The 25,230-nt window shown below is 37.1% G+C and carries 26 protein-coding genes; 19 read left to right on the top strand and 7 right to left on the bottom strand.

The features are described from left to right. Window positions 1-15: 15 nt before the first annotated feature. The 4 genes from F981_RS18415 (at window position 16) to F981_RS18400 (ending at window position 4,879) form a co-directional block, all read left to right on the top strand. Window positions 16-1,173, top strand: a complete 1,158-nt coding sequence (locus F981_RS18415) for an acyl-CoA dehydrogenase family protein (RefSeq protein ID WP_004724108.1) — start codon at window positions 16-18, stop codon at window positions 1,171-1,173. Between the two features lie 14 nt (window positions 1,174-1,187). Beyond that, window positions 1,188-2,021, top strand: a complete 834-nt coding sequence (locus tag F981_RS18410; RefSeq protein WP_004724107.1) for an enoyl-CoA hydratase/isomerase family protein — start codon at window positions 1,188-1,190, stop codon at window positions 2,019-2,021. A gap of 94 nt (window positions 2,022-2,115) precedes the next feature. Further along, window positions 2,116-4,056 (top strand): acetyl/propionyl/methylcrotonyl-CoA carboxylase subunit alpha, encoded by a 1,941-nt coding sequence (locus F981_RS18405; protein WP_004724106.1) that lies wholly within the window; start codon window positions 2,116-2,118, stop codon window positions 4,054-4,056. 157 nt (window positions 4,057-4,213) lie between these two features. Then, window positions 4,214-4,879 carry an RluA family pseudouridine synthase gene (locus F981_RS18400; RefSeq protein ID WP_004724105.1) on the top strand — a complete coding sequence of 222 codons (666 nt, stop codon included), beginning with the start codon at window positions 4,214-4,216 and terminating at the stop codon, window positions 4,877-4,879. Window positions 4,880-4,937: 58 nt separating this feature from the next. Here the strand turns inward: F981_RS18400 and F981_RS18395 are convergent, their stop codons facing one another. Further along, the gene (locus F981_RS18395) at window positions 4,938-6,248 is read right to left on the bottom strand and encodes an MFS transporter (RefSeq protein WP_004724104.1); all 1,311 of its coding nucleotides are present in this window, start codon (window positions 6,246-6,248) and stop codon (window positions 4,938-4,940) included. 137 nt (window positions 6,249-6,385) lie between these two features. Then, entirely contained in the window at window positions 6,386-7,030 is a 645-nt protein-coding gene (gene trhA, locus F981_RS18390) for a PAQR family membrane homeostasis protein TrhA (RefSeq protein ID WP_004724103.1), read from the bottom strand. 101 nt (window positions 7,031-7,131) lie between these two features. Between trhA and F981_RS18385 the strand changes: the two genes are divergently transcribed. Next, window positions 7,132-8,382 carry a class I SAM-dependent methyltransferase gene (locus F981_RS18385; RefSeq protein ID WP_004724102.1) on the top strand — a complete coding sequence of 417 codons (1,251 nt, stop codon included), beginning with the start codon at window positions 7,132-7,134 and terminating at the stop codon, window positions 8,380-8,382. A 65-nt stretch (window positions 8,383-8,447) separates the two neighbouring features. On the opposite strand, the gene F981_RS18380 is transcribed toward F981_RS18385, so the two are convergent. Next, a complete protein-coding gene (locus F981_RS18380) occupies window positions 8,448-9,134 on the bottom strand; it encodes a hypothetical protein (protein WP_004724101.1) in 687 nt (228 codons plus the stop codon). A gap of 114 nt (window positions 9,135-9,248) precedes the next feature. Here F981_RS18380 and F981_RS18375 point away from each other — a divergent pair, with 114 nt between their 5' ends. From F981_RS18375 to F981_RS18355, 5 genes are all read left to right on the top strand, one after another. Beyond that, window positions 9,249-9,680 carry a GNAT family N-acetyltransferase gene (locus tag F981_RS18375; protein ID WP_004724100.1) on the top strand — a complete coding sequence of 144 codons (432 nt, stop codon included), beginning with the start codon at window positions 9,249-9,251 and terminating at the stop codon, window positions 9,678-9,680. 79 nt (window positions 9,681-9,759) lie between these two features. Further along, window positions 9,760-10,668 carry a pyridoxal-phosphate dependent enzyme gene (locus tag F981_RS18370; protein WP_004724097.1) on the top strand — a complete coding sequence of 303 codons (909 nt, stop codon included), beginning with the start codon at window positions 9,760-9,762 and terminating at the stop codon, window positions 10,666-10,668. 76 nt (window positions 10,669-10,744) lie between these two features. Continuing rightward, entirely contained in the window at window positions 10,745-11,404 is a 660-nt protein-coding gene (locus tag F981_RS18365; protein ID WP_004724096.1) for an HAD family hydrolase, read from the top strand. Then, complete coding sequence (locus F981_RS18360) at window positions 11,401-12,084, top strand: hypothetical protein (RefSeq protein WP_004724094.1); 684 nt, start codon at window positions 11,401-11,403, stop codon at window positions 12,082-12,084. The genes F981_RS18365 and F981_RS18360 overlap by 4 nt, the downstream gene beginning before the upstream one ends. After that, window positions 12,085-12,462 (top strand): hypothetical protein, encoded by a 378-nt coding sequence (locus F981_RS18355; RefSeq protein WP_004724091.1) that lies wholly within the window; start codon window positions 12,085-12,087, stop codon window positions 12,460-12,462. A 19-nt stretch (window positions 12,463-12,481) separates the two neighbouring features. Here F981_RS18355 and F981_RS18350 read toward each other — a convergent pair whose 3' ends face one another. Together F981_RS18350 and F981_RS18345 are read right to left on the bottom strand one after the other, a co-directional pair. After that, a complete protein-coding gene (locus F981_RS18350; RefSeq protein WP_016539475.1) occupies window positions 12,482-13,345 on the bottom strand; it encodes a patatin-like phospholipase family protein in 864 nt (287 codons plus the stop codon). Window positions 13,346-13,352: 7 nt separating this feature from the next. Next, window positions 13,353-13,619 (bottom strand): hypothetical protein, encoded by a 267-nt coding sequence (locus tag F981_RS18345; RefSeq protein ID WP_004724087.1) that lies wholly within the window; start codon window positions 13,617-13,619, stop codon window positions 13,353-13,355. A 425-nt stretch (window positions 13,620-14,044) separates the two neighbouring features. Here F981_RS18345 and F981_RS18340 point away from each other — a divergent pair, with 425 nt between their 5' ends. The 9 genes from F981_RS18340 to F981_RS18300 all read left to right on the top strand — a co-directional run bounded on the left by F981_RS18340 (window position 14,045) and on the right by F981_RS18300 (window position 22,840). Further along, the gene (locus F981_RS18340; protein WP_004724082.1) at window positions 14,045-16,681 is read left to right on the top strand and encodes a type VI secretion system Vgr family protein; all 2,637 of its coding nucleotides are present in this window, start codon (window positions 14,045-14,047) and stop codon (window positions 16,679-16,681) included. Window position 16,682: 1 nt separating this feature from the next. Continuing rightward, window positions 16,683-17,231, top strand: coding sequence for a DUF4123 domain-containing protein (locus F981_RS18335; RefSeq protein WP_016539473.1), 549 nt, complete (start codon window positions 16,683-16,685; stop codon window positions 17,229-17,231). After that, entirely contained in the window at window positions 17,231-17,836 is a 606-nt protein-coding gene (locus F981_RS18330; protein WP_004724079.1) for a hypothetical protein, read from the top strand. Before F981_RS18335 ends, F981_RS18330 begins: the two co-directional genes overlap by 1 nt. Window position 17,837: 1 nt before the next feature. Continuing rightward, entirely contained in the window at window positions 17,838-19,286 is a 1,449-nt protein-coding gene (locus F981_RS18325; protein WP_004724078.1) for a zinc metalloprotease, read from the top strand. A gap of 12 nt (window positions 19,287-19,298) precedes the next feature. Continuing rightward, window positions 19,299-20,000, top strand: coding sequence for a hypothetical protein (locus F981_RS18320; protein WP_004724076.1), 702 nt, complete (start codon window positions 19,299-19,301; stop codon window positions 19,998-20,000). A gap of 60 nt (window positions 20,001-20,060) precedes the next feature. Next, window positions 20,061-20,738, top strand: a complete 678-nt coding sequence (locus F981_RS18315; protein WP_004724075.1) for a hypothetical protein — start codon at window positions 20,061-20,063, stop codon at window positions 20,736-20,738. Window positions 20,739-20,804: 66 nt separating this feature from the next. Next, window positions 20,805-21,512 carry a hypothetical protein gene (locus tag F981_RS18310; protein ID WP_004724072.1) on the top strand — a complete coding sequence of 236 codons (708 nt, stop codon included), beginning with the start codon at window positions 20,805-20,807 and terminating at the stop codon, window positions 21,510-21,512. Further along, window positions 21,490-22,197, top strand: coding sequence for a hypothetical protein (locus F981_RS18305; protein ID WP_004724070.1), 708 nt, complete (start codon window positions 21,490-21,492; stop codon window positions 22,195-22,197). Before F981_RS18310 ends, F981_RS18305 begins: the two co-directional genes overlap by 23 nt. Window positions 22,198-22,480: 283 nt before the next feature. Then, window positions 22,481-22,840: an SseB family protein gene (locus tag F981_RS18300; RefSeq protein ID WP_004724069.1), complete on the top strand. Its 360-nt coding sequence runs from the start codon at window positions 22,481-22,483 to the stop codon at window positions 22,838-22,840. Here the strand turns inward: F981_RS18300 and F981_RS18295 are convergent. Beyond that, window positions 22,837-23,772 (bottom strand): tRNA dihydrouridine synthase, encoded by a 936-nt coding sequence (locus F981_RS18295; RefSeq protein ID WP_178283385.1) that lies wholly within the window; start codon window positions 23,770-23,772, stop codon window positions 22,837-22,839. The genes F981_RS18300 and F981_RS18295 overlap by 4 nt on opposite strands. A 613-nt stretch (window positions 23,773-24,385) precedes the next feature. Continuing rightward, entirely contained in the window at window positions 24,386-25,195 is an 810-nt protein-coding gene (locus F981_RS18285; RefSeq protein WP_004724062.1) for a cytochrome C assembly family protein, read from the bottom strand. Window positions 25,196-25,230: the final 35 nt, after the last annotated feature.

Below are 25,230 nucleotides of genomic sequence, written 5' to 3'. Positions count from 1 at the left end.
TTAAGGAAAAAAACAATGAAATTTACAACAGAGCATGAAGCACTACGCCGTACTACACGTCAGTTTGTTGAGACTGAACTCAATCCTTATATTCCGACATGGGAAGCTGAAGGGCGATTTCCTATTCATGATGTGTTTAAAAAACTGTCGGATTTAGGTTTGCTGGGGATTTGTAAGCCTGAAGAAAATGGCGGATTAGGTTTAGATTATTCTTATAACCTTGTGGTTGCAGAAGAATTAGGGCGAGCCGCCTGTGGTGGCGTACCTTTGGCGATTGGTGTGCAAACGGATATGGCAACGCCTGCTTTGGCTCGCTTTGGTAGTCAAGAATTACGGGATGAATTTTTAACACCTGCAATTGCGGGTGAATATGTCGCTTCGATTGCTGTATCGGAAGTACATGCAGGTTCAGACGTCGCAGCCATCAAAACCACCGCAAAAAAACAGGGTGATGATTATGTGATTAATGGCAGCAAAATGTGGATTACCAACTCCCTACAAGCTGACTTTTTTTGCTTATTGGCCAATACCTCTGATGATAAACCGCATGTCAATAAGTCCATGATTATTGTTCCTGCAAAATCCACAGGTATCTCCTTCTCTGAACCGCTTAATAAACTGGGAATGCGTTCAACCACAACAGCAGAAGTCTATTTTGACAATGTTCGTGTACCACAACGCTACTTGGTGGGTGCAGAAGGTATGGGCTTTATGATGCAAATGATGCAGTTCCAAGAAGAACGAATGTGGGCGGCTGCCAATGCAATTGGTGGTTTGGAAAATGTGATTCAACAAACCATTCAATATACCAAAGAACGAAGCACCTTTGGACAACCGCTGATTAACAACCAATATGTACATTTTCGTTTTGCGGAGTTGATGACTGAAGTAGAAGCTTTACGTGCCTTAACCTATCGTGCCTGTGAAATCCACATTGACGGTGGGAATGCAACAGAAATTGCCTCTATGGCAAAACTTAAAGCAGGTCGTTTGACGCGAGAAGTTGCAGACAGTTGCTTACAGTTCTGGGGTGGAAATGGTTTTATGTGGGATAACCCCGCTTCTCAGCTGTATCGTGATGGCCGTTTAGGTTCGATTGGTGGCGGTGCAGATGAAATTATGCTTGGAATTATTTGTAAGTTGATGGACATCCTTCCATCTAAACGTAAATAACAAGGAGAATAAATATGGCACTTTCGCAATCTCTAACAACACAACAGTTTGATCGCAGTATTGAGCTTGAGCAAGAAGGTAGCATTTTAACCCTATGGCTTAATCGACCTGAGAGTCGCAATGCCATGAGTTTGAATATGGTCAAAGCGATTCAACAGGTGTTTAAAACGATTCAAGATGATATCTCCATTCGTGCAGTCATTTTACGTGGCAAAGATGGACATTTTTGTGCAGGCGGTGACATTAAAGATATGGCCCAACTGCGTGGTGAGGCCACCAGTGTTGGTTCTAATCAGCCTTATGTTGATTTCAATCGTCAATTTGGACATATGCTGGAGCAAGTGGATCAAGCGCCACAAACCGTTGTTGCAGTTTTAGAAGGTGCAGTATTGGGTGGCGGTTTTGGTTTGGCCTGTGTTTCAGATATTGCAATCAGTCTTGCCGATGCCAAATTTGGTTTACCTGAAACAGGATTAGGGGTTATTCCCGCCCAGATTGCCCCATTTGTGGTAAAGCGAATTGGCTTAACTCAAGCGCGTCGTTTGGCTTTACTTGGTGCACGTTTTGAGGGGCATACCGCATTGAAGGTTGGTGTTGTACATGAAGTGGTTGAGAATGAAAAAGCACTGGAAGTTTTATTGATCGAAACCATTCAGCAGATTAAACGTACCGCTCCGCAAGCGTCTCGTGTGACTAAAGCTTTATTGCATCGTACTTTAAATGAAGCTTTGACGCCTTTATTGGATGATGCTGCGCAGCAATTTGCCAATGCTGTGGGTGGTGAAGAAGGTATAGAAGGGACAATGGCCTTTATCCAAAAGCGTCATCCAAATTGGTTTGATGCATAAGTCTGACAATGCGGATCACTGATCTTGATTGAGATCGGTGTGATTCAACCAAGATAATCAAGTGAATATAAAACCAAAAATAGGGAAAACGAGAATGGCATTTTCAAAAATATTGGTGGCGAATCGTGGTGAAATTGCTGTTCGCGTGATGAAAACAGCAAAAGCAATGGGCTATCAGACCGTGGCTGTCTATTCAGATGCAGATCGTCATGCGCGCCATGTACAGCTTGCAGATGAGGCTGTATATATTGGTGCTTCAAAAGTTTCAGCGTCCTATTTATCTATTCAAAATATTATCGACGCATGTAAAAAAACGGGGGCTGATGCTGTTCATCCCGGTTATGGTTTTCTTTCTGAAAATACCGATTTTGCAGCAGCCTGTGAGAAAAATGGAATTACCTTTATTGGCCCACCTGCACCTGCAATTGAATTGATGGGCAGTAAACGTCTGTCAAAAATTGCCATGATTCAGGCGGGTGTACCATGTGTGCCGGGCTATGAAGGTGATCAGCAAGATATAGAGTATTTAGAACAACAAGCCAATAAAATTGGTTATCCACTGATGGTCAAAGCTTCAGCAGGTGGTGGTGGGCGCGGTATGCGTCTGGTACAGCAATCTGCTGATATTGTTGAAGCCTTAAAAACAGCGCGTTCTGAAGCAGAAAATGCCTTTGGTTCAGGTGAGCTGATTCTTGAAAAAGCTGTGATTGCTCCACGCCATGTTGAGATACAGGTATTTGGCGATACCCACGGCAATTATGTGTATTTATTTGAGCGTGATTGTTCGATACAGCGCCGTCATCAAAAAGTGGTTGAGGAAGCTCCATGTCCAGTGATGACCGAAAGCTTACGCCAACAAATGGGTGAGGCTGCTGTTGCAGCAGCGAAATCATGTGATTATGTCGGTGCAGGAACGGTTGAGTTTCTATTGGATCAATCAGGTGAGTTTTATTTCCTCGAAATGAATACACGTTTGCAAGTCGAGCATCCAGTAACAGAGCTGATCACGGGTTTAGATCTGGTGGAATGGCAACTGCGTGTGGCCAATGGTGAAACCTTGCCCTTACAACAATCTGAATTGACCTTATCAGGGCATGCGATAGAAGTTCGCTTATATGCAGAAGACCCACGCCAAGACTTCTTGCCACAGACTGGTCAAATACAGCGCTGGCAAGCTGCTGATTTACCCAATGTTCGAATTGATCATGGTTTGTTGCAACAGGATGAAATTAGTCCGTTTTACGACCCAATGGTGGCAAAAGTCATTGCATATGGTCAAACCCGTCAGGATGCCATTCGGCTCTTGGCGCGTGCTGTAGATGATTGCGTATTGTTGGGGGTGAATAGTAATAAGCAGTTTTTAGTGAATTTGCTTAGACACCCTATTATTGTCAAAGGCGACACCAATACCGCTTTTATTCAGGAACATTTCCAAACAGATGCCAGCTTACATAAACAAGCTTTGGGCTTAGAACACCTAGCTGTTGCTGCGGCACTGTTGACCAATGCTTCTAGTCAAAGCAGTTGGAATACCGGAATTGCGTTATCTTTACCTTTAAAACTCAAGCATGATGATCAGTTATTACAGCTTTTGTTGAAACGTGATCAAAACCAAGTGAGCGTTGAAATTTGTGGGCAGACACTTGGGATCAGCATTATTGGACAGCAAGCAGAAAAATTGATTTATGAGGTGGATGGTGTACGCCGTTCGATTGACTATGTCTTAGATGGAAATCAGCTGTATTTAGATGCGATAAATGGCAATATCAGCATTGAAAATACCACCTATGCAGCACCTGAAACTTCCGATGTCGCAGGCGATGGTCACATTCGCGCACCAATGGATGGTGCGATTATCAATATCTTGGTAAATGCGGGTGATACGGTGACTAAAGGTCAAACTTTGTTGATTTTAGAAGCGATGAAGATTCAGCAACAGATTAAGTCTGATGTGGACGGTGTCGTGAATGAGATTGTTGGGCAAGTTGGACAACAGGTAAAGAAACGTCAGTTGGTATTGAATATTCAGGCTTGATTGATCGGATTAAACGTATTGTATAGAGACTTAAAAACTTCAATATTCTCGTGTATTGGAGTTTTTTTGATTGCTGAAAATAATAAAGCATGTACATGCTTGACAGCTTTTTAGTCTATTGTTATTTTTCGGCAATTCTTCTCAATATGCGATCCACATGCCGATTGATGATGGCTTTGTTTATCAGCCTCCTTTAGATCCACTTGACATTATTTTTGAAGATAATGACTTTGTTGCCATCAATAAACCCGCAGGGTTACTTTCAGTTCCGGGGCGTTTGCCTGAACATCACGACAGCGCTTATTTTCGAGTATTAGCAATATATCCAAATGCCAAGATTACCCATCGTTTGGATATGGCAACCTCGGGCATTCTATTGTTCGCCAAACATCGTGATGCAGAAGTTGCAGCAAGTAAAATGTTTCAAGCGAGAACTGTTAAAAAAAATTATATTGCTTTGGTGCAAGGGCAAATCAATAGCAATGGTCGTGTGGATGTGCCTTTGATTACCGATTGGGAAAATCGTCCACGCCAGATCGTGCATTTTGAGTTAGGCAAACCCGCACAAACTTTATTTGAATCTGTAAGCTATGATGCTGAAAAGGATGTAAGTCGGGTGCTACTTACACCGATTACAGGACGTTCTCATCAATTACGGGTGCATATGCAATATATTGGGCATCCGATTATGCGAGATAAGCTTTATCATCCTACGCCGTTTAACACCGATTTAGCGCGTATGGCATTGCATGCAAGCTATTTGTCTTTTATGCAGCCTTTTAATAATCTACTGGTTGAGATTGTATCTGAGCCTGAATTTTAGCATTTGGCTAAATCAAAAAAGCCTGCAAAATTGCAGGCTTTGATCATTGAGAGGGGGATTAAACTTGGTTGTTAACATCATCATGTTTTGTTTCACGAATGGCCAAGAATGCCAACAGTGAAAGAATGGATGCTGCTGTCAAGTAGTAACCCACCGCTTGTAAGCCATATTTGGTTGCAAGTTCAGTTGCGATCAGAGGTGCAAAAGATGCGCCCAAAATACCTGCCAAGTTAAAGGTTAATGCTGAGCCTGTATAACGTACAGAAATCGGGAAAATTTCAGACAAGACCGTACCAATTGGACCATATGTCATTCCCATCAATGCTAAACCTACACATAAGAACAAGAACACAATTACGGTACTGCCAGACTCAAGCATACTGGCAAATACTAAACCAAAAAGTGCAGAGGCAATACATACCCCAATAGAGGTTGCTTTACGCCCAAACTTCTCAGCAAATACAGCAGAAAGCGGAATAAAAGCAGCAAAACACAGTGTTGCGACCAGTTGCATCTCTAAGAATTCTGCACGTGAGTAACCCAGTTGTTTGGTTCCCCAGTTGAGTGCAAATACTGTTGTGAGATAGAACACCACGAATGTACACACCGCAGCAATTGTGCCGAGGAAGAGCATTTTATAATGTTTGGTCACAACTTCTTTAAATGGAACATTAACTTCTTTTTGTTTGTCTAATACTTTTTGGAACGCTGGGGTTTCATGCAATTTTAAGCGAATATATAAACCCACAATCACCAATGCAGCACTTGCAAGGAATGGAATACGCCAGCCCCATTGCATAAAGTCTGCTTCAGACATCAATGCGCCAAGACCAAGGAATGAACCCGTTGCCAAGATAAAACCGATCGGTGCGCCCAGTTGTGGGAACATCCCATACCAAGCACGTTTGCCTTCAGGTGCATTTTCGGTTGCAAGCAGGACTGCGCCAGACCATTCACCACCAAGACCTAAGCCTTGACCTAAACGACAAAGTGCAAGTAATAGTGGTGCAACGATACCAATCTGTGCATAGGTTGGAAGTAGACCAATACACACTGTTGAAACACCCATGGTCAATAAAGCCGCGACGAGGGTTGCTTTACGACCAATACGATCACCTAAGTGACCAAAGATTGCTGCGCCAATAGGGCGGGCAATAAATGCGATGGCAAATGTTGCGAGTGATTGAATTGTTGCCGTCATCGGATCTGTACTTGCTGGGAAGAACAGATGCGGAAAAATGAGGACTGCAGCAGTTGCATAGATATAAAAATCGAAGAATTCGATTGTTGTACCTACAAGACTTGCGAAAAGAACACGAGCCTTTGAATTTGTTTGAATTTCTGGAGTAGCAGTAGATAATGACGCCATGGTGAACCTTACACTTTTAAAAGTAAAACGAGTCTTTAAAGCGTAATCTTTTTAAAAAAGGCGTAATTTCTTAAAAAAACAACGAGATCAACCCAAATTCACTCCATCAGGGTCACTGAATTTTGAGTGTCTATGAATTAAATGACGTAAAGATAGATTGCAAGGAAATGTGATCCTGCACCGACCAAAACAAATATATGCCAAATAGCATGAGTGTATCTTACTCTTTTTAAGGCATAAAACAATGCGCCTATTGTATATGCTAAACCACCAATGACCAATAATTTTAATGCTTCTGGTTTTAAATACTGTTGCATATCATCCATTACAAGCACGGCAAGCCAACCCATGACCAAATAAGCAATCAGTGAAATTTTTTCAAAACGATGAATGAATATTAACTTGAATAGTGTTCCAATGGCTGCGATGACCCAAAGTGCAATCAATAAATAATGTGCTTTTGCTGTTGGGATGGCAATTGCCAAAAAGGGCGTATAGGTTCCCGCAATTAAATAATAAATCGCGGTATGATCCAGCTTTTTATACCATTGGCGTTTTTTTTCATCGACAGAAAAATGATAAATTGCTGAACTGGAAAACAGTAAAATCATGCTTAGACCATAGACAAGCAATCCAAAAAATTGCCATCCATGCAGATAGTTGCCTTTAATCAGCATCAAAACAGTCGCTAGAGCAGCCAAAATTGCACCGAATGCATGACTCAACGCATTAATACGTTCTTCTTGTGGTGCATAGATGTGAATCAATTTATCTGTCGACATTGGATCTTATTATCCTAAAAATACAACTGTATAGTAATGGAGTTTTACCTTTAAAGTAAGACGTCTTAAAATAGGTAACTTAATTAATACGAGTTTTGATTATGTCCAATGTGGCAAGCTTATCTGTTCAGGAACAACAATTTTTTGATAGCGTACAGCAAGCTATTGATAATCAAAGCTTAGATCGTTTGATTTTAAGTCAGTATAAAGGAGAATTGGTTGATTTAGAGAAAATGACCTTTCGCGTCATTCAGCTACAGAATGAAACGGTTCTAAGCTGTCTATATCGTTACAAAACCAATGATATTACTAAAAACTATCCACTTACCCATGCATTAACCACGATTCAGGGGCTGGCAGAGGATTGTAAACAAGCCAATTTATTTACCCATGAGGCTGAAACGCAGCTGAAGAAAAATAAAAAGAAAGCCTTGCTGACCGTCAGTAAAAATAAGCTGGATAAAACCGCTAAAAACCAACAACAAGGGCATGATCGTACAAAACATCGTTTTGTCGATCAAGAAAGTTATTTCCTCCAACCGCTCGGTATTACCGATGCCAATGCACAGATTATTCCAAGCATGGCACGTAAGTGGAAGCAGATTAACAAATTTGTTGAAATCTTTTCAGGTGCTTTAGTGCATATTCAACAGCCAGAGATTTTAGCGCACGATGGAAAAACCAAAGATCAGGCTTTAAAAATTGTCGATTTTGGTTCAGGAAAAGGCTATTTAACGTTTGCTTTATATGATTATTTGGCAAAACAACATCAAACCCCATTTGTAACAGGTGTTGAGCTGAATGACAAAATGGTGAAATTTTGCCAAGAGGTTGCGCAAAAGTCCGATTTTAATCAATTGGATTTTTTCCAAGGTGATGTGAGAACGTATCATCCATCCCATTTGGATATTATGATCGCCTTACATGCGTGTGATGTTGCAACAGATTTTGCGATACATACAGGTATCCGTTTAAACGCTCAAATGATTATGTGTGCACCTTGTTGCCATAAAGAATTACGCCCACAATTGAATAGTCCACAAGTGTTACAACCGATGTTGCAATTCGGTATTCATGCAGGACAACAAGCTGAAATGCTGACAGATACCATTCGAGCTCTGTTGCTGAAAGCGTATGGTTATGAAACCAAAGTCTTTGAATTTGTGGCATTGGAACATACCAGTAAAAACAAAATGATTTTGGCAACCAAGCGTAAAGATTTCACTGCACCTGATCAAACAGTCTTAGATCAAATTCGTGCTTTAAAAGAGATGTATGGGATTCAAAAGCAATCCTTAGAATTATTATTGAATGATCAGTGGGACCAGCAAGACATTGGCGCTAAGTGCTAGCGCGTTGTGAGGAGAGAAAGCAGGTTTAACTGCTTTCTCTCTTGGTACTATTTAGATAAATTATTTTATTGCTGATTCATTTCATCAAGCTCAGCTTCGCTTGTGCCCGTGGTTTTTCGAGAAATGGTATCTGGAAAATATTGCGGATCATCCATTTCTGGAATCAATTGCTCACCCATTTTATGAATCAAGATACTGGTTTTTAATGTTTCTGTTGGGGCTTTAATCAGTAGTTCTGTCAGAAAGTCTGTTGCTTTAGCTGCAAATTGAGCATCACTTTCTTTGCTACCACGTTCAGGCATTTGAACATTGTCTAAATTAAGCACAGGGACTTTACAGGTTAACGGTACTTGAAAACTTTGACTATTTTCAATAATTTTACCATCCTGTTTACAGCTCTGATATGCAGCACTTTGAGCTTTCATTTGGCGTTCAAATGCTGGCGCAACAATTTTAAAATCGTTGGCATTAAATTGTTCTTTGAGTATTTCCTTCATCTTTTCAGATGCAGTGGCTTGTTTTTCGCCACTTTCATCGCGGTTTTTTTTAGCTTCAGCTTCTGAGATACCTGCAATTGCGGCACTCATTTTTAAATTAAGCTGATCTTGATTTGAGTCTTGAGAAAATAATCCAATCATGCTTTTTGAGATAATGTTCACACGATCTAGCTCGGATGTTTTTGCATAAATACTTTGAGTCGTCAGTAAAATTGCGCTATAAATAAATACTTTAAATTTATGATTTAGAAACATAATTATTCTACAAGTTTAGTTAAGTTGGTGAAAGTGAACGCATTGTCACTGTGCATTACATTAGCATAATTGCAAGAATGAAGGATCAATTTCTCAACCATTAGGATTTAAATAATGAGCCAATTTGTCATTCAATCTGGGCCGTGGAGTCAGCTTCAACATGATGCAAAACTGATTCGAAGCATGGTTTTTATCGAAGAACAAAACATCAGTGAAGCAGATGAATGGGATGAGCAGGATGCCATTTCATTGCATTTTGTTGTATATGCTCAAGATCAACCCATTGCGACAGCGCGGTTATTGGAAAATAACAGTATTGGTCGAGTTGCTGTGTTGCAACAATATCGAGGTGAAGGGATCGGTAAACTGCTCATGCAACAGATTATTCAAGTGGCAAAACAGCAAAATAGAGCATTTCTTCAATTATCCGCTCAAGTTTATGCAACGCGCTTCTATGAAAACTTAGGCTTTCAGGTACAGGGTGAAGAATATTTAGATTGTGAGATTCCACATATCGATATGGGGTTAAGTTTAAAAAATGACTGAATTGAAATAAACCAAGATTGAAATAAACCAAGATTGAAATAAACCCACATTGAAATAAGCCAAGAGAATCGATTTACCTATGCTCAGTATAAAAACCCCGTTAATTCAATCTTTAGTTTTAAGCCAACTGAATCAATGTCAGGTGTGGTTAAAAATGGAAGCCTTACAACCGTCGGCGTCATTTAAACAACGAGGCATTAGCCATGCCTGTCAAAAATATTTTGAGCAGGGTGCTCAGCGTTTTATCAGTTCATCGGGTGGCAATGCAGGCTTAGCTGTTGCTTATACAGGTCGACAACTAGGTGTTCCGGTGACCGTCGTGGTTCCTGAAACCACAGCACAATGTGCGAGAGAATTAATTGCCCAGCAAGGTGCAGAGGTTATTGTACATGGCGCTTCATGGACCGAAGCCAATGCTTTAGCGCAGTCCTTATTAACACAGCATGATGTATTTATTCATCCTTTTGATCATCCATTGTTATGGGAAGGCATTATCCCGATGATTGATGAAGTCATTGCAGATGGCGTTACTCCAGATGCGGTGGTCTTATCTGTGGGTGGCGGAAGTTTACTTTCAGGTGTTGCAGCAGGATTAAAAAAACATGGTTTAGCCCATATTCCAATTTATGCGGTTGAAACCCAAGGTACAGCATCCTTACATGCTTCGATTGTTGCTAAACAACATGTTGAATTGGATCAAGTGAGTGGTATAGCAACAACACTTGCAGCAAAAAAAGTTTGTCAAAATGCATTTGAAGTGAGCCAAGAACTTGAAGTTCGTAGTTTGGTTGTTTCAGATCAAGACACTGTAGATGCTTGTTTAAAATTTGTGGATGATCATCGTATTTTGGTTGAGCCGGCATGTGGTGCAACGTTATCAGTGCTTTATGATCAGGCGATTCAATTTAAACCCGCTGATCAGGTCTTGGTGATTGTATGTGGTGGCGCAGGGATTACCCTAGAAACACTACAAGCATTCAATGGATAGAACGGACTGAATGGACAATCAATGATCATAATCTATTGATCCTTTAGCAAGTCTTTTCGATTTAGAGGATGGAGAGATGATTCAAGTTGTACTTTTTGATTTAGATCAAACCTTACTTGATCGCACCTCCTCCCTAAAGGCTTTTTTAAATTGGCAGGTAAATTTCTTCGAGCTGGTTACGATTCAACAGAAACCACAATTTATTCAGCGTTTTATTGAGTTGGATAACAATGGTTCTGTATGGAAAGATCAGGTATATGCTCAACTTATTCAAGAGTTTCAAATATCTAACTATTCGACACAAGCGCTATTAGAGAATTATATTCTAGACTTTAATAAATTTTGTCGGAGCTTTAGTGATGTTGATCTGGTTATCTATAGCTTGTTTAAGGCAAATTTTTCTCTTGGATTAATCTCTAATGGAAAGACACCTTTTCAGGAAGATAATTTCAAAGCCTTAGGTTTAAGTGAGTATTTTTCGAGTGTGATTGTTTCAGAAGCTGTTGGACTGCGAAAGCCTCATCCAGAAATTTTCCAATTGGCATGTCAGCAGCTCGGTGTTATTCCTCAGCACTGCATTTTTGTTGGCGATCATGAGATAGCAGACATTCGCGGTGCAAAAGCTTTGGGCATGAAAACGATCTTATTTGACCCTCAACAAAAAGTAATATCGACACAGGCCGATCATCGTGTAAAGTATTTTCAAGACATACTTAATATTTTAAAAATAAAATGAAAAGATTATATAAGCACGGTAGGGTAAAGTTTCAGGTTTTATTTTTATTTGGAGTTGTATCTCAATTCAGTGTATTTGCACAAGCCGAAACAGATAAACAACAACCGTTAGCCTATGAGTTGCAGGTAGAAACAAAGCCAAAAACTTATGATCCAGCGACACAGTCACGGATTCGGGTCTATCGAAAGGGTGCGACAAAAACTTTAATTCAACATTCATTTGATTGTGCAGGAAGAAAAGCTGGGATACGGGATTACTTAAGTGGAAATGGTGCATTATCTGCGCTAAAAGCGTATGCCAGAATCACCTTTAATATCGAAGAAGGGATGCCTCGTAGTGCGATTCAGAAAGAAGCTGAAAGCAATGCTATGCGAACTTACCAACTGATTTCTTATAAAGAGTTTATTTTAAATGCCGACCAACCTGTGAATTTATATGGTTTTGTATTTGGAGCGACTGATTCATCTCGGACAAAAGCACAAGTTTTTGATCAATGTGTGGATGCTGTTGCTTCGTTCAGACCACAGGCTGGACACGATTATGAAATTTTAGGTAAATATCAAAATAACCAATGCCAATTTCAAGTATTTGATCTAAAAACCAATCAAGAAGTGACTGTGTCTGACAAGCTTTATGCATGCCCTGAAAAGTCATGGAAATTTTGGAAAAGGGATCAGTAAATGAAAAGTGCAATACTTGGTATTTTTTTGATGATGGGTCTTATTGTACCCAATTTGACTTGGGCATCTTATCTGAACCATTGCCTATTAACGGTTAAAGTCTTAGAAGCGACTTCAACCATGACTATGGCAATCAATGGGCCACAAGGTGAGTTTGAAAAAAGTAAATTGACGATGTATATCAAAATATTAAAAGCTGAAAAGAATGGAAGAGCTGACAGTGGATGCCAATCACTGGTCAATCAACGCATGCGAATTACGATTGAACAGCCACCTTTGATCAGTTTAGTCAAAGGGCAAGTTGTACAAGTAGAAAGCATCACTAAGGATGCTTTTCCACAAGAAGGATATGTCACGCAATACAAGCTAAAAAACTAGTCTGTTGGGAATTTCGCTTTTAGCCTTTGTGTGCGTTACTCCAGTCTTCTATGGCTTTTTGTCCGCTTTCTAAGCCAACTTCATAGGTATATTGCAATTTGCGTTTATCTTTACATAAACGGCCTGCTAACTTTTTATTGTCAGGTGGGCAGATTTCAAAAATGCTTTGTTGAGTATTTTGGCGGATAAAATCGACAGTTTGGTTATAACGAGTACAGCGGTTTTTCAGACTATCTGCAAAGCCAGTATGTTGATTAAGCAAATATTTTGCCAAGAATTGATCTGTTTTACTGCTGGCTTTAAAGTAATTTTGTGTACGCGTACGAATCACCAAGAGATTTTGAATATTTGCTTGTTGCGCTGCCCATTGAACAGGGAGGGCATCTGCGACACCGCCATCAAAATAAGGCTCTCCAAAAATTTCTACAGCCTGTCGTGTCAGATAGGGAATAGAACTAGAAGCACGTAATCCATCGATAATATTGTCTTTCCCAGCACGTAAATATTCAGGATAACCTGTACGAGCATGAGTCAACACCATATAAAAGTCAGGATTTTGACTAAATAAAGCTTGTTGATCTAGAGGATTCTCTTTCTCGACAATATTCCACATCCATTGCATATCCAGTAAATCCCCACCTTTAAAAAAGCGAGCATAACGAATAAATTCAGGTCGAAGTGAGTGGTCTAAATAGAGTTCGATATTACGACCTTGTTGTCGAGCAAGGTAATTGGCGAGGTTTGTTGAACCAGAAGACACTCCCACAAAAAGATCAAAAGGGTTAAAATTTTGTTGTAGGAAAGCGTCAAGTACACCGCAGGTAAAAGCCCCACGCATACCGCCACCTTCTACGACAAGCGCATTACGTGAATCATTGATCATAGATTGTTTAGTTTGCATGTTCTGGCTGAGCTGAGTTGTGTGGCATGTTTTTCATTTCATCATTCGACATTTGCTGCGTGTCATGTGGAGGTGCTGTATCGGTATTCTCCGTCTGAGGCGTCGCTATCTGCTTATTTTGCTGACTCGGCATATAATCTGGTTCATTGGTTACAGCCATATAGAAGAATACAAGGAATAAACAGCTAAAGATTGTTGCGAAAATTACTGCTTTAGATTTCCACAACGGTTTCTTGGGAGAGTTAACATCGTTCATAGGAAAATTCCTAAAAGAATGAAATGTGTAGCTATTTTATAACATAAAGCAGTAGTAAAGTTGGCATTGCTATAGAAGACATAAATTAAATGAGGCTTATGTATATAAACACAACATGGATTGATCAGTATTGAATACATATCAGACATAACAAACAGGCTGAGATTAAAATTGAAATCAAGTATACAAACAAGATTATTTTGAGCTTGATTTTAGGTGTTTATGGAAATGAATAATGTTGATTTATTAGAAATATATGAATATTTAAACTACATTTTTAGTGAGATTATTTATTTAATTTTTCAACAATTAATCAAAAGATCTATTTGAATTTAAGTGTTTTTAGTAATGAAATTGTTTTTTTAAATAGAAAAATTTTAGAATTAATTTATAATAGAGGCAATTAAAACGAATAAATTATTAAAATGAACAGCTTAGTAAATAGCATTTATAAAATATTGGATCAGCTTGGACTAAACGCACAAAAACGAGCCTTGCATATCCAATTTAGCAATACAGACTTAAACAACCAAGTCTTCTTACAACGTATCGATGGACAACATGGTCTAAACCAAGGTGTGTCTGTTGAACTGATTTGCCTTGCCACTTCGGCTGTGATTCCACTTAAACAATTCATTGGTAGCCAAGTGGCGATTGATCAAGTCACAGATCATGGACAACTGTTTCGTAGCACAGGGGTGATTACTGAGGCCGCACAAGGGCAGAGTGATGGCGCACTGACGTTATATAAATTCAAACTCGAAGATGCCACTTCACTGTGGCATAAACGCCGTAACAGCCGAGTGTTTATGAATAAGTCGGTTGTGCAAGTCATAGAAGCCCTCTTTAAAGAATGGCAAGACAAAAGCCCACTCTTTGCATCGAGTCTAAGCCTCGATAAAAGTGGACTGAAAAAAGATTACGATATTCGACCATTCATTATGCAGAGTAACGAAAGCGACTATGTATTTTTAACCCGCTTGATGCGCAGTGAAGGGATCAACTGGTTGATTGATGAAGCGCAATTGATTGTAGCAAGCGCTGCGACCCAAATTCAGCCGCAAAAACTGCGCTTGGTGGATGACAATAGCGAATACAAAGCACTAGAACGAAGAAAGATCCGCTTCCATCGCAGCAGTGCCACAGAACAACAAGACAGCATCACCAGCTTTATCGGACAACGCAGCTTACAACCCACTGCTGTCCATGTACAACGCTGGCAAGCAGATGTGTTAGAGCAAGAAGAGGGTGCAGGCAGTGTTCAAAGTAAACACCAACACAGTCAAAATCAGAACAATGCCAGTCTTGGTTTAGAACAGGCTTGGCATATTAGTCCAGCATGGATTCAAGACCTAAATGGTGAAGACCAAGCAACCGCTTCAAATAACAATCAGATTGAAAAGATTAACCAAAACCTCAGTCATTACTACGATGCCCAATCCAAACAATTTATAGCCAATTCCACTGTACGCGATGCACAAGTGGGGTACTGGTTTGAGTTAAACGAACACCCAGAAATAGACCAACACAGTGGCTCAGACAAAGAGTTTCTGATCACGTCAAAGACATTCTATAACCAGAACAACTTACCCAAAGATCTGAATGAACAAATCAATCGCTTGCTCCAACAGAGCAATTGGGTCAATTCAAATGTAGACTCAAATAACCCAGAGCGCCAAGCCAATCAATTGGTACTACAACGCCGTAATATCACCACTGTTCCTGAATACCACCCACTACAACACCGTCCAAGTACCCATCCACAACGAGCCAAAGTGGTTGGGCCAAGTGGAGAAGAAATTCATGTGGATGAATGGGGACGTATTAAAGTTCGCTTCCTATTTACTCGCAATGAAGATCATAGTCATGATGGTGGTGCAGGGAGCAATGACAACGACACCGATTCCGCTTGGGTGGATGTACTGACCCCGTGGGCAGGTGAAGGCTATGGTGCACGGTTCTTACCGAGGATTGGTGAGATTGTGGTGATAGATTTCTTTGATGGCAATATTGACCGACCATTTGTGGTGGGACGTATCCATGAAGCGCAACGGAGTCCAACTAAATTTGATGACAAAGGCCAATTGCCTGATACCAAAAAATTAGCGGGGATCAAAAGTCGAGAAGTTAAAGGCAGTGGCTATGGCCAGCTTAGATTTGACGATACCACAGACCAAATCAGCAGCCAGCTACAAAGTAGTCACGGTGCGAGTCAACTTAACCTTGGTAATCTGAGTCATCCTAAAGAAACCGATACCAGTGAAGGACGAGGCCAAGGCTTTGAACTAAGAACAGACCAATGGGGAGCAGTGCGTGCAGGACAGGGGCTACTACTGAGTACCTATGCTCAAGATTCAGCTTCAGGCAATCACCTTGATGCAATAGCCGCGAAAAGTCAGTTAGAAAGCAGCCTAAATAATTCCAAAGCCTTAAGTGAAGTTGCTAAGAATCAGCAAACTGATCCACTGGATGTATTGGAAAATCTCAAGCAATTTCTTGATCAAATCGAAAAAGGTGAAAAAGACAAAGCTGATGCATTTAAACAAGCTTTGATGATTTTGGCTGCACCGAATTCAATCGCATTGGCAAGCAATGAAGACTTACATCTTTCTGCGGATAAACAAATCAGTTATACAGCAGGTGATAGTATCAACCTGAGTACGCAAAAGAATTTAGTTGCACATGCACAATCAAAGATTAGTCTTTTTGCGGCACAAGAAGGTGCAAGACTTTTTGCTGGGAAAGGTAAGGTTGAGATCCAAGCACAAGGTGATGGTGCGGATTTGATTGCACGTAAAGGTATTCAAATCATTTCGACTGAGGAGATGATTGAGCTAAAGAGTCTCAAAGAAATTATTATCACCTCTGGTGGCTCTCAATTAAAGATTAATGGTTCAGGTGTATTTGTGACCACGGCTGCTAAGTTCGAAGTGAAGGCAGGGCAACATAGTTTTATTGGTGGAGCAAAAGTCGATTATTCACTTCCATCATTCTATGAAAATATCTGTAAGCCTTGTTTATTGGATGCAGCAAAGTTTGGAATGGCATTTGTTGATAAATAAAATGAAAAGAAAAATTGTTCCATTTAAAAATATAAAAAGCTGTATCGAAGAAGATCAACATGATTTGAACATGTATTTAATCTTGGATGCGGCGCAAGTTTCAGATCAAACTTTGCACTTTATCAATACATGGCGAAATGACGCAAGGCTCGAGTTTTATTCATTATTTTCAGGTACAACGGAGGGCAATGCACCTTTTGAAGTTGCCCCTGTACTTGTCTTAATCAATGATTTAGAGGTGCTCGAAGAAGAAGGGTTTAGCTTTATTCATCAAACATGGAAAGATGAACAGGCTTTAAATCTGGTATGCAGTTCATTGGATTTGACTCAGTTTGTTAAAAAGATGAAACGCTATCTCACAGTAGAATTTCCTGATGGTACACAAAAATTATTTAGATGGTTTGATCCAAGAATTGTTAAAAAAATTCATAAAATACTGACAGATCAACAAGAAGATGAATTTTTTGAGGGTATTACAAAATGGGTCATTTCAATTCGAAATTATCAGGATGTAGATTCTAATCAATTAATGGTATTGGAGAATGCATAATGCTCATACTCAGCCAAGAAAAATTATATGAATTAGATGTTGAGCAAAATAAAGAATTTTTATATGACCTTGTCTATGAAATTATAAAAGAAAACCCAGCCCTTAAACTGAATGGGCAATTTGATCAGCTATTAGAACCTGTCCAAAGCCTGATCAATCTATATATTGAAAAAGGCATCAATCAAATTTATACACTCAAATATATGGTGAAGAGCCATGTTTATTTGGGAATAGATTATGCAAATGATCCGCAATATCTTTGGCTCCAAAATGAAATGCAGCATTACAATATTGCGGAGCAAGTATCTTATGTGGATGCTTTTTATACACTTTTGGAAAGCTATAAAAGTGTGGTTTTAGGGCATAATTTTAAATTTGTTTTTAAAGCAATTGAGCAGTTAAATCAGAGTTTTAGTCATTCCAATCTTCAAGAAAATCTTTCAATTATTTATCCAGAAAAAATAGAGTTTTTAAAACAAAAAGATTTATTGGGTTCACTTCAAGAAAATTATTCCAATGATATCCAATCATATAAAGAGTATGTATTGGGAAAAGAATTTCATCATAACGTTTTTATAAAAAATTTGATTAATTTGGAGGTTTAAGATGGGTGTTGGTGGTGCAAGTCCTACAGCGGGCACTTCATGTGCAACGTGTTTAAGGAAGTTTACGGTTCATTTTAGACGAAATGATAGTTTATATAAAGGAGGATTTGGGTTTGATTGGATCAGAGATGAATATAGGTATGATCAAAGTTACGATGTATATGATGATAATGGTAATAAAAATGTAAAAAAAGGACCTTATTACTTAAATAATTTTAATAACCTTGCAGAAATTTATCATGCTCCAAAAAGTATTTTAAGACCATATGGATTAGTTTACTATCCTGCATGGTTATCTTTATTTGCTATTGCTAAGAAAGGAGTTTCAAGTTCATCCATTATAAATAATGATGGTGTTGACTTAAAACTTGAAATAGAGCAATTATATTTTGATAGTAAAGAACCCTTAAGTGATGATGGAACAATTATTGAGCTTATCTCATCAAATAAAAAAATAAAATTATCGAATGTTGAAATTAAATTAAGTGATTTGATTTTAAAAAGAAATGTGCTTCACTTAAAAAAAGATGGTAATAAAATTAATAAAGCGATTTACACAAATAATACTAGTATTAATATTAAATGTTTAGAGCCATTCTCAAATTATGAATATATCGATATATATGCGAAGAAAAATGGAGTGAGTGAGAATGTTGGTAGATTAGTTCTTTACCCAAATGCTGTAATACCTAAAGCAGAAATAGTACTTATAGATGTACTTTGGGGAAAATTGAAAAAATTCAATAAACCTAAAAATCTAGATTTTCATTTGAAATTTTCAACTTTAAATCAGGCACTTATAAGAGCTGAAGTTGTGGCGGATTTAACTTTTAAATTAGATGATCCTAAAATAATAAAAAATGCAGATGTTATAGATTTCTTAAAAAAATGTGGTTCAATGGATGCTAGCGAAATAAAGAAGAATATTATAGATTTATATGATAAATATGGAGATAGGAAACCAGTTATAAATGGTAAAGTTTTAAATTTGGATGATGATGGGCATCATAGAACTTTTATTTTTTTTATTGGTCTAAATGCGGGAAATATTTTAGGAATAGCTAGTTCTAAGGATAATAGCTTTCAAGAGAAAATTAATTGTTTCTTAAGTAATGATGGAAACTTAGCCAAAAAGTGGGGAAATGCAGCTATAATCTATAACACTGCTATTCAGTATCCGTCAGTAGATAAAAAAGATGGTGATATAAAGTATCTACATACTGTTATACATGAACTATGCCATACTTTAGGGCTGGCTCATACATTTTCAGATAGCTTTGGTATTAATAGACTCTCTTTTCATAAATTTCCACAAGGATATGTAGATAACTTGATGGATTATCCACATAATAAAAGAGAATATACAAATAAATATATTTTAAATAATAAATTTTTAAATCTATTTAAGTGGCAATGGGATATAGTTAGAAAAGATAGATCTGTGAATTGATAGGTGGTTGAAATGAAAATATATATTGGATTCTTATTTTTAATATTTACGGTCGGTTGTGATGGGAAAGTAATATCATCTGGAGATAAAAATGATGAGGTAATAAATAAATTTTGTCTTACTCCTGAGCCTAATGTTAGTTTGGATATAAATAAATATTTACCATTTGAAAGTTCAATGGAGAGTCCTATAGAAAAAAACTTAGGAATAAAGGTTAGTGATTTTTATAATAAAATTCAAAAATCTACTTCCTTGAATAATATGAATGTATATGAAAATCAAGGTTATATCGATATTGTTGATGATAACTACGATGTAGTAGGCAAAATTCTAATTATTTCAGCAGGCACTTATGTTAAATATATTAATTTTGAAGTTAGATCTGATCCCCAAATTTTTAAAGGAAAACTTATAAAAAGTGCACTTATAGATGTGATTTCTGCAGTAAGTGATACCGATTCTGAATTAATCTATGACAAAGTTTTAAGTAATTTAATTAACAATATTAAGGATGGTAAATTTAATCCTCGAACTGGTATATATTCAGGTTCTTTTGATGAGAATGAAGTTGTATATGAAGTATCTACAATTAATAAAAAATTTATTGCAGCTAAAGTTGCTAGCGGGGAAATTAGAGATATCGATTGCAAAACTAAAAAATACAATGAGTATAAAGATTTGGAATTATCACTTTTTTCAATATTCAAACATTAATCTTAATGATTTTAGACATCAGGTATAATTATTTATTAGGTTATTAGCGATGGTGGTGTTATGAAATCTTTCATTTTGGTGATAGCTTTAATACATCTATCAGCTTGTTCATTTGGCTCAAATAAGGATAACTGTAGTTTAAAAAATAGTGAAAATTCAGATATTGGAAATAGTTATGATGTTAAAGTTGGAAAAAATATTTATAGTTTTGTAGATGAAAATAGAATTTTTTTAAATTATGATCAAAAAGAAATAATTAACAGATATAAAAAATTAAATAGCAATTACATGGTTTTAAAGGTTTTAGATAAACTTCCTGCTGAAATAGGGTTTGCAGATGGTACTGTCGGTAATAATGTTGAAGAAAATAAGCATTATATGTCTAATCTAGATACACATATAAACTTTAAGACAAATTACATGTTTTTTAAAAGTACGAATTATGTACCTTACGATGATAAAATTTTCAATACTATTGCTAAAATGTTGGGTGATCAAATTTATGTGATCAATGGAAATAAAGTAGATGATAAAGATTTAGATAAAAATATTAATCTTTTTATTAAAAGGCTCGAGTGCAGCACTTCGTCACAAGAAGAAGTGCTAGAGTGGAATGTAAATGATATTCGTATTATTTTAGAAGCATCAGGAAATAAAAATGAAAAACTAACAAGTCTTTTTTTTACAGTTTATTTTACAAAGAAAACGGATAAAAAATTTGAAACATCAATATATTAGTTTTCTATATCTATGATATTGAAAATTATCTAGAAATTTTATACCTTTGATAAGGCTTAATGAGTTATGAGGAAAATTTTAACTATTTTTATATACTCTTTTTTTCTATTTGCATGTGCTCCTAATGAGCCATTAGATCATCTATGTCAGATAAATAAAAAAACTAAGAAAAGCGATACTCAAAGTGACTTAAAGGACATATCGAGAGATATTAATTTATTTGTTGTTAATCATGATTTGTATTTGGACTATAATTTTAAAAAAATATATAGCAAATATAAGGAAATGAATTCAAATTATTTGAAGTTAAAAGTTATAGATCGATTATCTGCTACTCAAGGTTTTGATAATGGAATAGTTCATAATGAAAATTTTGAAGATAATTATCATCATATGTCTACATTAGAAGTAAGAACTACAGGACAAGGTCCAAATACAAATTATTATGCTAGTGATAATTTCGTTCCATTTGATGAAAATATCCATAAAAATATCTATCAATCAATTTCTGATCAAATTTTTTTAATAAATTCAGCAGCTTTAGATAAAAGTAGTCTTGATAACTTCATAGAAAATTTTTTAACTAAAGGGCGATGTCAAGGTGGGGATCAGTACGGAAAGGTTATTACTGAAAAGAATTTTAATGGTGTACATATTATCTTGGAATCTGAACCTGAATGGTTTGTAGGGAAAGGTCAAGTCAATAGTTTTGCTTATACTGTATACTATACAAAAATGACAGATAAAAATTATGAAAAATCATTATATTATTAAACTTAAGACTGTATTCCTGATAAATTTTTCTATGACATCCTATAGCTTTGGAGCGAATGTAGAAAATCGAATTTTTAATTTTGAAGATAAAGAAATATCGGCTTTATCTTCTGAAATAAATTATTCAAGATTTGCACCAGTAAACCAGCTTAATTTAAAAGCAATGTCTGTAGATTTAGGTGAAATAATAAAGAACCTTGAAAAAAAAGGTTATATCAATAGGGATACAGTCTCGAATAGTAAACGCTATGAAGTGCTATCCTATGGCTTGACGACCAAGAAAATTTATTTTTTTAATAATAGCAGTCAAACACCTGATCTCTTTTCTGAGATTTATGCAGCGAACTCTAAATTTAATCAACTCAAAAGTATTCGTCTAGGGTTAAGTGTTGAATACAATGGGAAAAAATTTAAAAAAATGAATACAGATCCAATTGTTCCCACAAGTTTTATTTCTGCTTTGAATGTGATTGATGAGAGGAAATCAAAAGAGGTGTATGTTTCACTCATGAAGCAACATATTTTAAATATAAAAAATAATGTGAATGAGTATTGTGAATTTTTAGTGACGACGAGAGTAAATGTTAAGGATTATTGGTTAGAATTAAATACTGAACTCACAAAGAATAATACTTATTTCAATATTTACCAAAGTAAAGGAATTCCTCAAAAATGCAATTTGTGAAATTCTTTGTTTGGATTTTTTGCTTAGTCCCTTTTCCGGCATCCTGTGGTGATTATAGAAAAACTAATAGTGATGGTGATTTCGTATCCCCTCAGCAGTAGATGCTTTATGAATATAGTTTCCTAAACGAGATTAAAGCTTTTATAATAATTTAAATTCAATAACTTAAATCTTGATAATTTGAAATTCGAAGCTTTAGGATATCCAATTGAGCACTCAGGTCAATTCCATATCTACCGTGAATAAGCTATATTAATGGCACCAAAAATAGACAATCAACAACATGCAAAATTTACAACAACTCTTTATCAACACCCAAGAAAATTACGAATTGATCCCTGATTTTATCGATCTACTTTTAGCATCGGATATTTATTGTTTGGGAACACAAGATCAGCAAAAAAAAATTCAATTCCGTATTTTAGAAACACCAGAAGGCGATCAAGCAATACCATTCTTCATTGAACTAGAAACCATTCAAAATGATATTGGCGTCGATGCCGAATATATCACTTTAAATACACGGCAGTTTTTTGAAATGACTCAGGGGGCAACATTGGTATTGAATCCAACTTCTGAATTATCAAAAGAATTTCAACCTAAAGAAATTAAAGCAATTTTAGAGATTGATGAAGCAATTTAAAAATGTGCAGGATTCAATTTCTCCAGCACTTCATCAATTTTTTTCAACCGTTTGATTTCATCCCATAAGGCTTTGGCTTCGGGGTAATGCTTAGACATCATCCCAATCCATTGTTTATAACGGCCGACCATGTTCAGCTCTTTTTTATATGGCCCATTTAAAAAACGAATTTGTAAATTTAATAGTTCAGACCATGTGATAAGAGGTTCATCCGTATTTTTACGAATACATTGTGTGAGATCTGGTGTAGTCACAGCACCACGACCAATCATCAAATCTTGGCAACCTGATTCAAGTTGGCATTGTTTCGCATCAGCATTGGTCCAGATTTCACCATTGGCAATCACATTGATCTTGAGTGCTTCACGAATCGGCTGTAGCTGATCCCAAAATGCTGGTGGGGTGTAACCATCAGCTTTGGTCCGAGCATGGACAGTGACCCAAGCTGCGCCAGCATCTTCAATGGCATGCGCATTTTCAAGGGTAAAATTTCGATCCATATAACCTAAACGCATTTTTGCAGATACAGGGATGTGTTTGGGTACTGCATCACGTACAGCCTTGACCAACTCATGTACAACTTCAGGCTCATCGAGAAGTACTGAACCACCTCTATGACGGTTTACTGTTTTAGCAGGACAACCAAAATTCATATCGATTGCAGGAGCACCTAATTCAGCAGCGCGTACCGCATTGGCTGCGAGCATTTCAGGATTATTTCCTAAAAACTGAACGTGTACTGGTGTGCCAGCGGCTGTTTTGCCTTGATTGTTTAATTCTGGACAATAGCTATGATAAACATGGTCAGGTAAGACCGAATCCGTTACACGGATAAACTCAGTCACGCACCAGTCAAAGCTACCGACATGTGTGAGAACGTCACGCATGATAGGGTCGGTTAAGCCTTCCATTGGGGCGAGTATAAGTTTCACAATTGTTACCTGATGAGATGAAAACAGCGTTATACGCATTTTTGTAGGAGATGTCTACCGATGCAAAATATATTCTAGGTCAGTGCTGAAGGGGGGGATTGAAAAGTTGATCCATAAATTTTCATTATCAAAACTTTCTAAGTAAAGTCGAATTTTTTGTTGTGGATACATGTTGTTTGAACCTAAATGCGATTCACAATCTTTGTAATTGGCTAAACCATAAAATCTTTCGCCATATTGAACAATCACCCCTTGAGGATAGAAACACACAATCTCGGTTTCAATGCTTTGCCCAATTTTAAATTTGTTCTTTAATTCATTCCAATCACTTAAATATTTAGAGATCGATTGATTCCAAAAATTTAAAAACTCATCTTTTTCAATGGGAATAATTTCATCTAAAACGTCAGAAAAAATTTCCTTCAGGTAAGAAAAAATGCGCTTGTTCTATGTTTAAATTTGTATTGATGCTGAGTGAAGCTGTCACCAGAATTGATCTGAGACAGTAATATTCCAGATCTAATTCATATAAAACAATTTCTTCTGCTTCTGTATCAATATATTTATAGTAAGAATACAAAATACTGCCCATTTTTGCTCAGCGCTGCGTTTATCAACGATGCAAAATCATTTCCAAAACAAATTTAGAACCAATAAAGCCAACCGCCAATAAAAAGAATCCAATCATGGTAAAGCGAATGGCTTTTTGACCACGCCAGCCAAACTTATAGTGACCAATTAACAACGCACCGTAAACAAACCAAGACACAATACTAAACACAGTCTTATGTGCTAGGTGCTGGGCAAAGAAGTCATCAATGGTAAAGAAACCAAAACATAGGGCGACAGTTAATAAAACAAAACCAGTAATGAGCATATCAAAAAGTAAGGATTCCATGGCTTGATATGACGGTAAGAAGTTGACCCAAATACGTTTTTTTTGTTTCTTTTTGAGTTCACGGTTTTGAAACCAAATCAAAACGGCTTGTATGGTTGCCATGAGTAAAACAGCATAAGCAGATAAAGACAGAATGATATGGATGTCTAAACCGATAGAATGTTGTTCAATAAATTGATCTGGTTTACTAAAACAAAAACCGAGAATCAAACCAAAGGCAGCAACAGGAATTCCAATCAAATTTAGTGAAAGAACAGGACGATAGGTACTGTAAAGCATACTTAGAACTAACATTAACGCAGAGGTAAAAGACATCAAGTTAAAGACGTCGTAATTAATCCCTAGTGGTGTAAGTATGTCGTTATGCAGTACACTTGCATGTAATATCAGCCCTAAACCTGACATGATGCCAATAAACCAAGGGTTTGCGGAACGTTTAGCCATTAAGTGCATGAACAAATACCAAAATGAAGAGGTATAGGCAATTAATGCTAAAATCGTATAAACCAAGGGTAGGCTAATCATGTCAAACCTTTTTCAGGATGATGAATATTCATGTT

The sequence above is a fragment of the Acinetobacter guillouiae CIP 63.46 genome (assembly GCF_000368145.1).
In the GTDB taxonomy this organism is placed as follows: domain Bacteria; phylum Pseudomonadota; class Gammaproteobacteria; order Pseudomonadales; family Moraxellaceae; genus Acinetobacter; species Acinetobacter guillouiae.
The sequence above is the reverse complement of the archived record's forward strand: the minus strand, read 5'-3'. Positions and strand labels throughout refer to the sequence as shown.

Coding starts and splice junctions, on each gene's coding strand:
- F981_RS18300 (WP_004724069.1), top strand. CDS start 22,481: ATGCAAAATTTACAACAACTCTTTATCAACACCCAAGAAAATTACGAA.
- F981_RS18335 (WP_016539473.1), top strand. CDS start 16,683: ATGAAAAGAAAAATTGTTCCATTTAAAAATATAAAAAGCTGTATCGAA.
- F981_RS18305 (WP_004724070.1), top strand. CDS start 21,490: ATGAAAAATCATTATATTATTAAACTTAAGACTGTATTCCTGATAAAT.
- F981_RS18415 (WP_004724108.1), top strand. CDS start 16: ATGAAATTTACAACAGAGCATGAAGCACTACGCCGTACTACACGTCAG.
- F981_RS18315 (WP_004724075.1), top strand. CDS start 20,061: ATGAAATCTTTCATTTTGGTGATAGCTTTAATACATCTATCAGCTTGT.
- F981_RS18380 (WP_004724101.1), bottom strand. CDS start 9,134: ATGTTTCTAAATCATAAATTTAAAGTATTTATTTATAGCGCAATTTTA.
- F981_RS18395 (WP_004724104.1), bottom strand. CDS start 6,248: ATGGCGTCATTATCTACTGCTACTCCAGAAATTCAAACAAATTCAAAG.
- F981_RS18350 (WP_016539475.1), bottom strand. CDS start 13,345: ATGATCAATGATTCACGTAATGCGCTTGTCGTAGAAGGTGGCGGTATG.
- F981_RS18365 (WP_004724096.1), top strand. CDS start 10,745: ATGATTCAAGTTGTACTTTTTGATTTAGATCAAACCTTACTTGATCGC.
- F981_RS18340 (WP_004724082.1), top strand. CDS start 14,045: ATGAACAGCTTAGTAAATAGCATTTATAAAATATTGGATCAGCTTGGA.
- F981_RS18345 (WP_004724087.1), bottom strand. CDS start 13,619: ATGAACGATGTTAACTCTCCCAAGAAACCGTTGTGGAAATCTAAAGCA.
- F981_RS18410 (WP_004724107.1), top strand. CDS start 1,188: ATGGCACTTTCGCAATCTCTAACAACACAACAGTTTGATCGCAGTATT.
- F981_RS18385 (WP_004724102.1), top strand. CDS start 7,132: ATGTCCAATGTGGCAAGCTTATCTGTTCAGGAACAACAATTTTTTGAT.
- F981_RS18370 (WP_004724097.1), top strand. CDS start 9,760: ATGCTCAGTATAAAAACCCCGTTAATTCAATCTTTAGTTTTAAGCCAA.
- F981_RS18355 (WP_004724091.1), top strand. CDS start 12,085: ATGAAAAGTGCAATACTTGGTATTTTTTTGATGATGGGTCTTATTGTA.
- F981_RS18325 (WP_004724078.1), top strand. CDS start 17,838: ATGGGTGTTGGTGGTGCAAGTCCTACAGCGGGCACTTCATGTGCAACG.
- F981_RS18405 (WP_004724106.1), top strand. CDS start 2,116: ATGGCATTTTCAAAAATATTGGTGGCGAATCGTGGTGAAATTGCTGTT.
- trhA (WP_004724103.1), bottom strand. CDS start 7,030: ATGTCGACAGATAAATTGATTCACATCTATGCACCACAAGAAGAACGT.
- F981_RS18360 (WP_004724094.1), top strand. CDS start 11,401: ATGAAAAGATTATATAAGCACGGTAGGGTAAAGTTTCAGGTTTTATTT.
- F981_RS18400 (WP_004724105.1), top strand. CDS start 4,214: ATGCCGATTGATGATGGCTTTGTTTATCAGCCTCCTTTAGATCCACTT.
- F981_RS18320 (WP_004724076.1), top strand. CDS start 19,299: ATGAAAATATATATTGGATTCTTATTTTTAATATTTACGGTCGGTTGT.
- F981_RS18285 (WP_004724062.1), bottom strand. CDS start 25,195: ATGATTAGCCTACCCTTGGTTTATACGATTTTAGCATTAATTGCCTAT.
- F981_RS18330 (WP_004724079.1), top strand. CDS start 17,231: ATGCTCATACTCAGCCAAGAAAAATTATATGAATTAGATGTTGAGCAA.
- F981_RS18310 (WP_004724072.1), top strand. CDS start 20,805: ATGAGGAAAATTTTAACTATTTTTATATACTCTTTTTTTCTATTTGCA.
- F981_RS18375 (WP_004724100.1), top strand. CDS start 9,249: ATGAGCCAATTTGTCATTCAATCTGGGCCGTGGAGTCAGCTTCAACAT.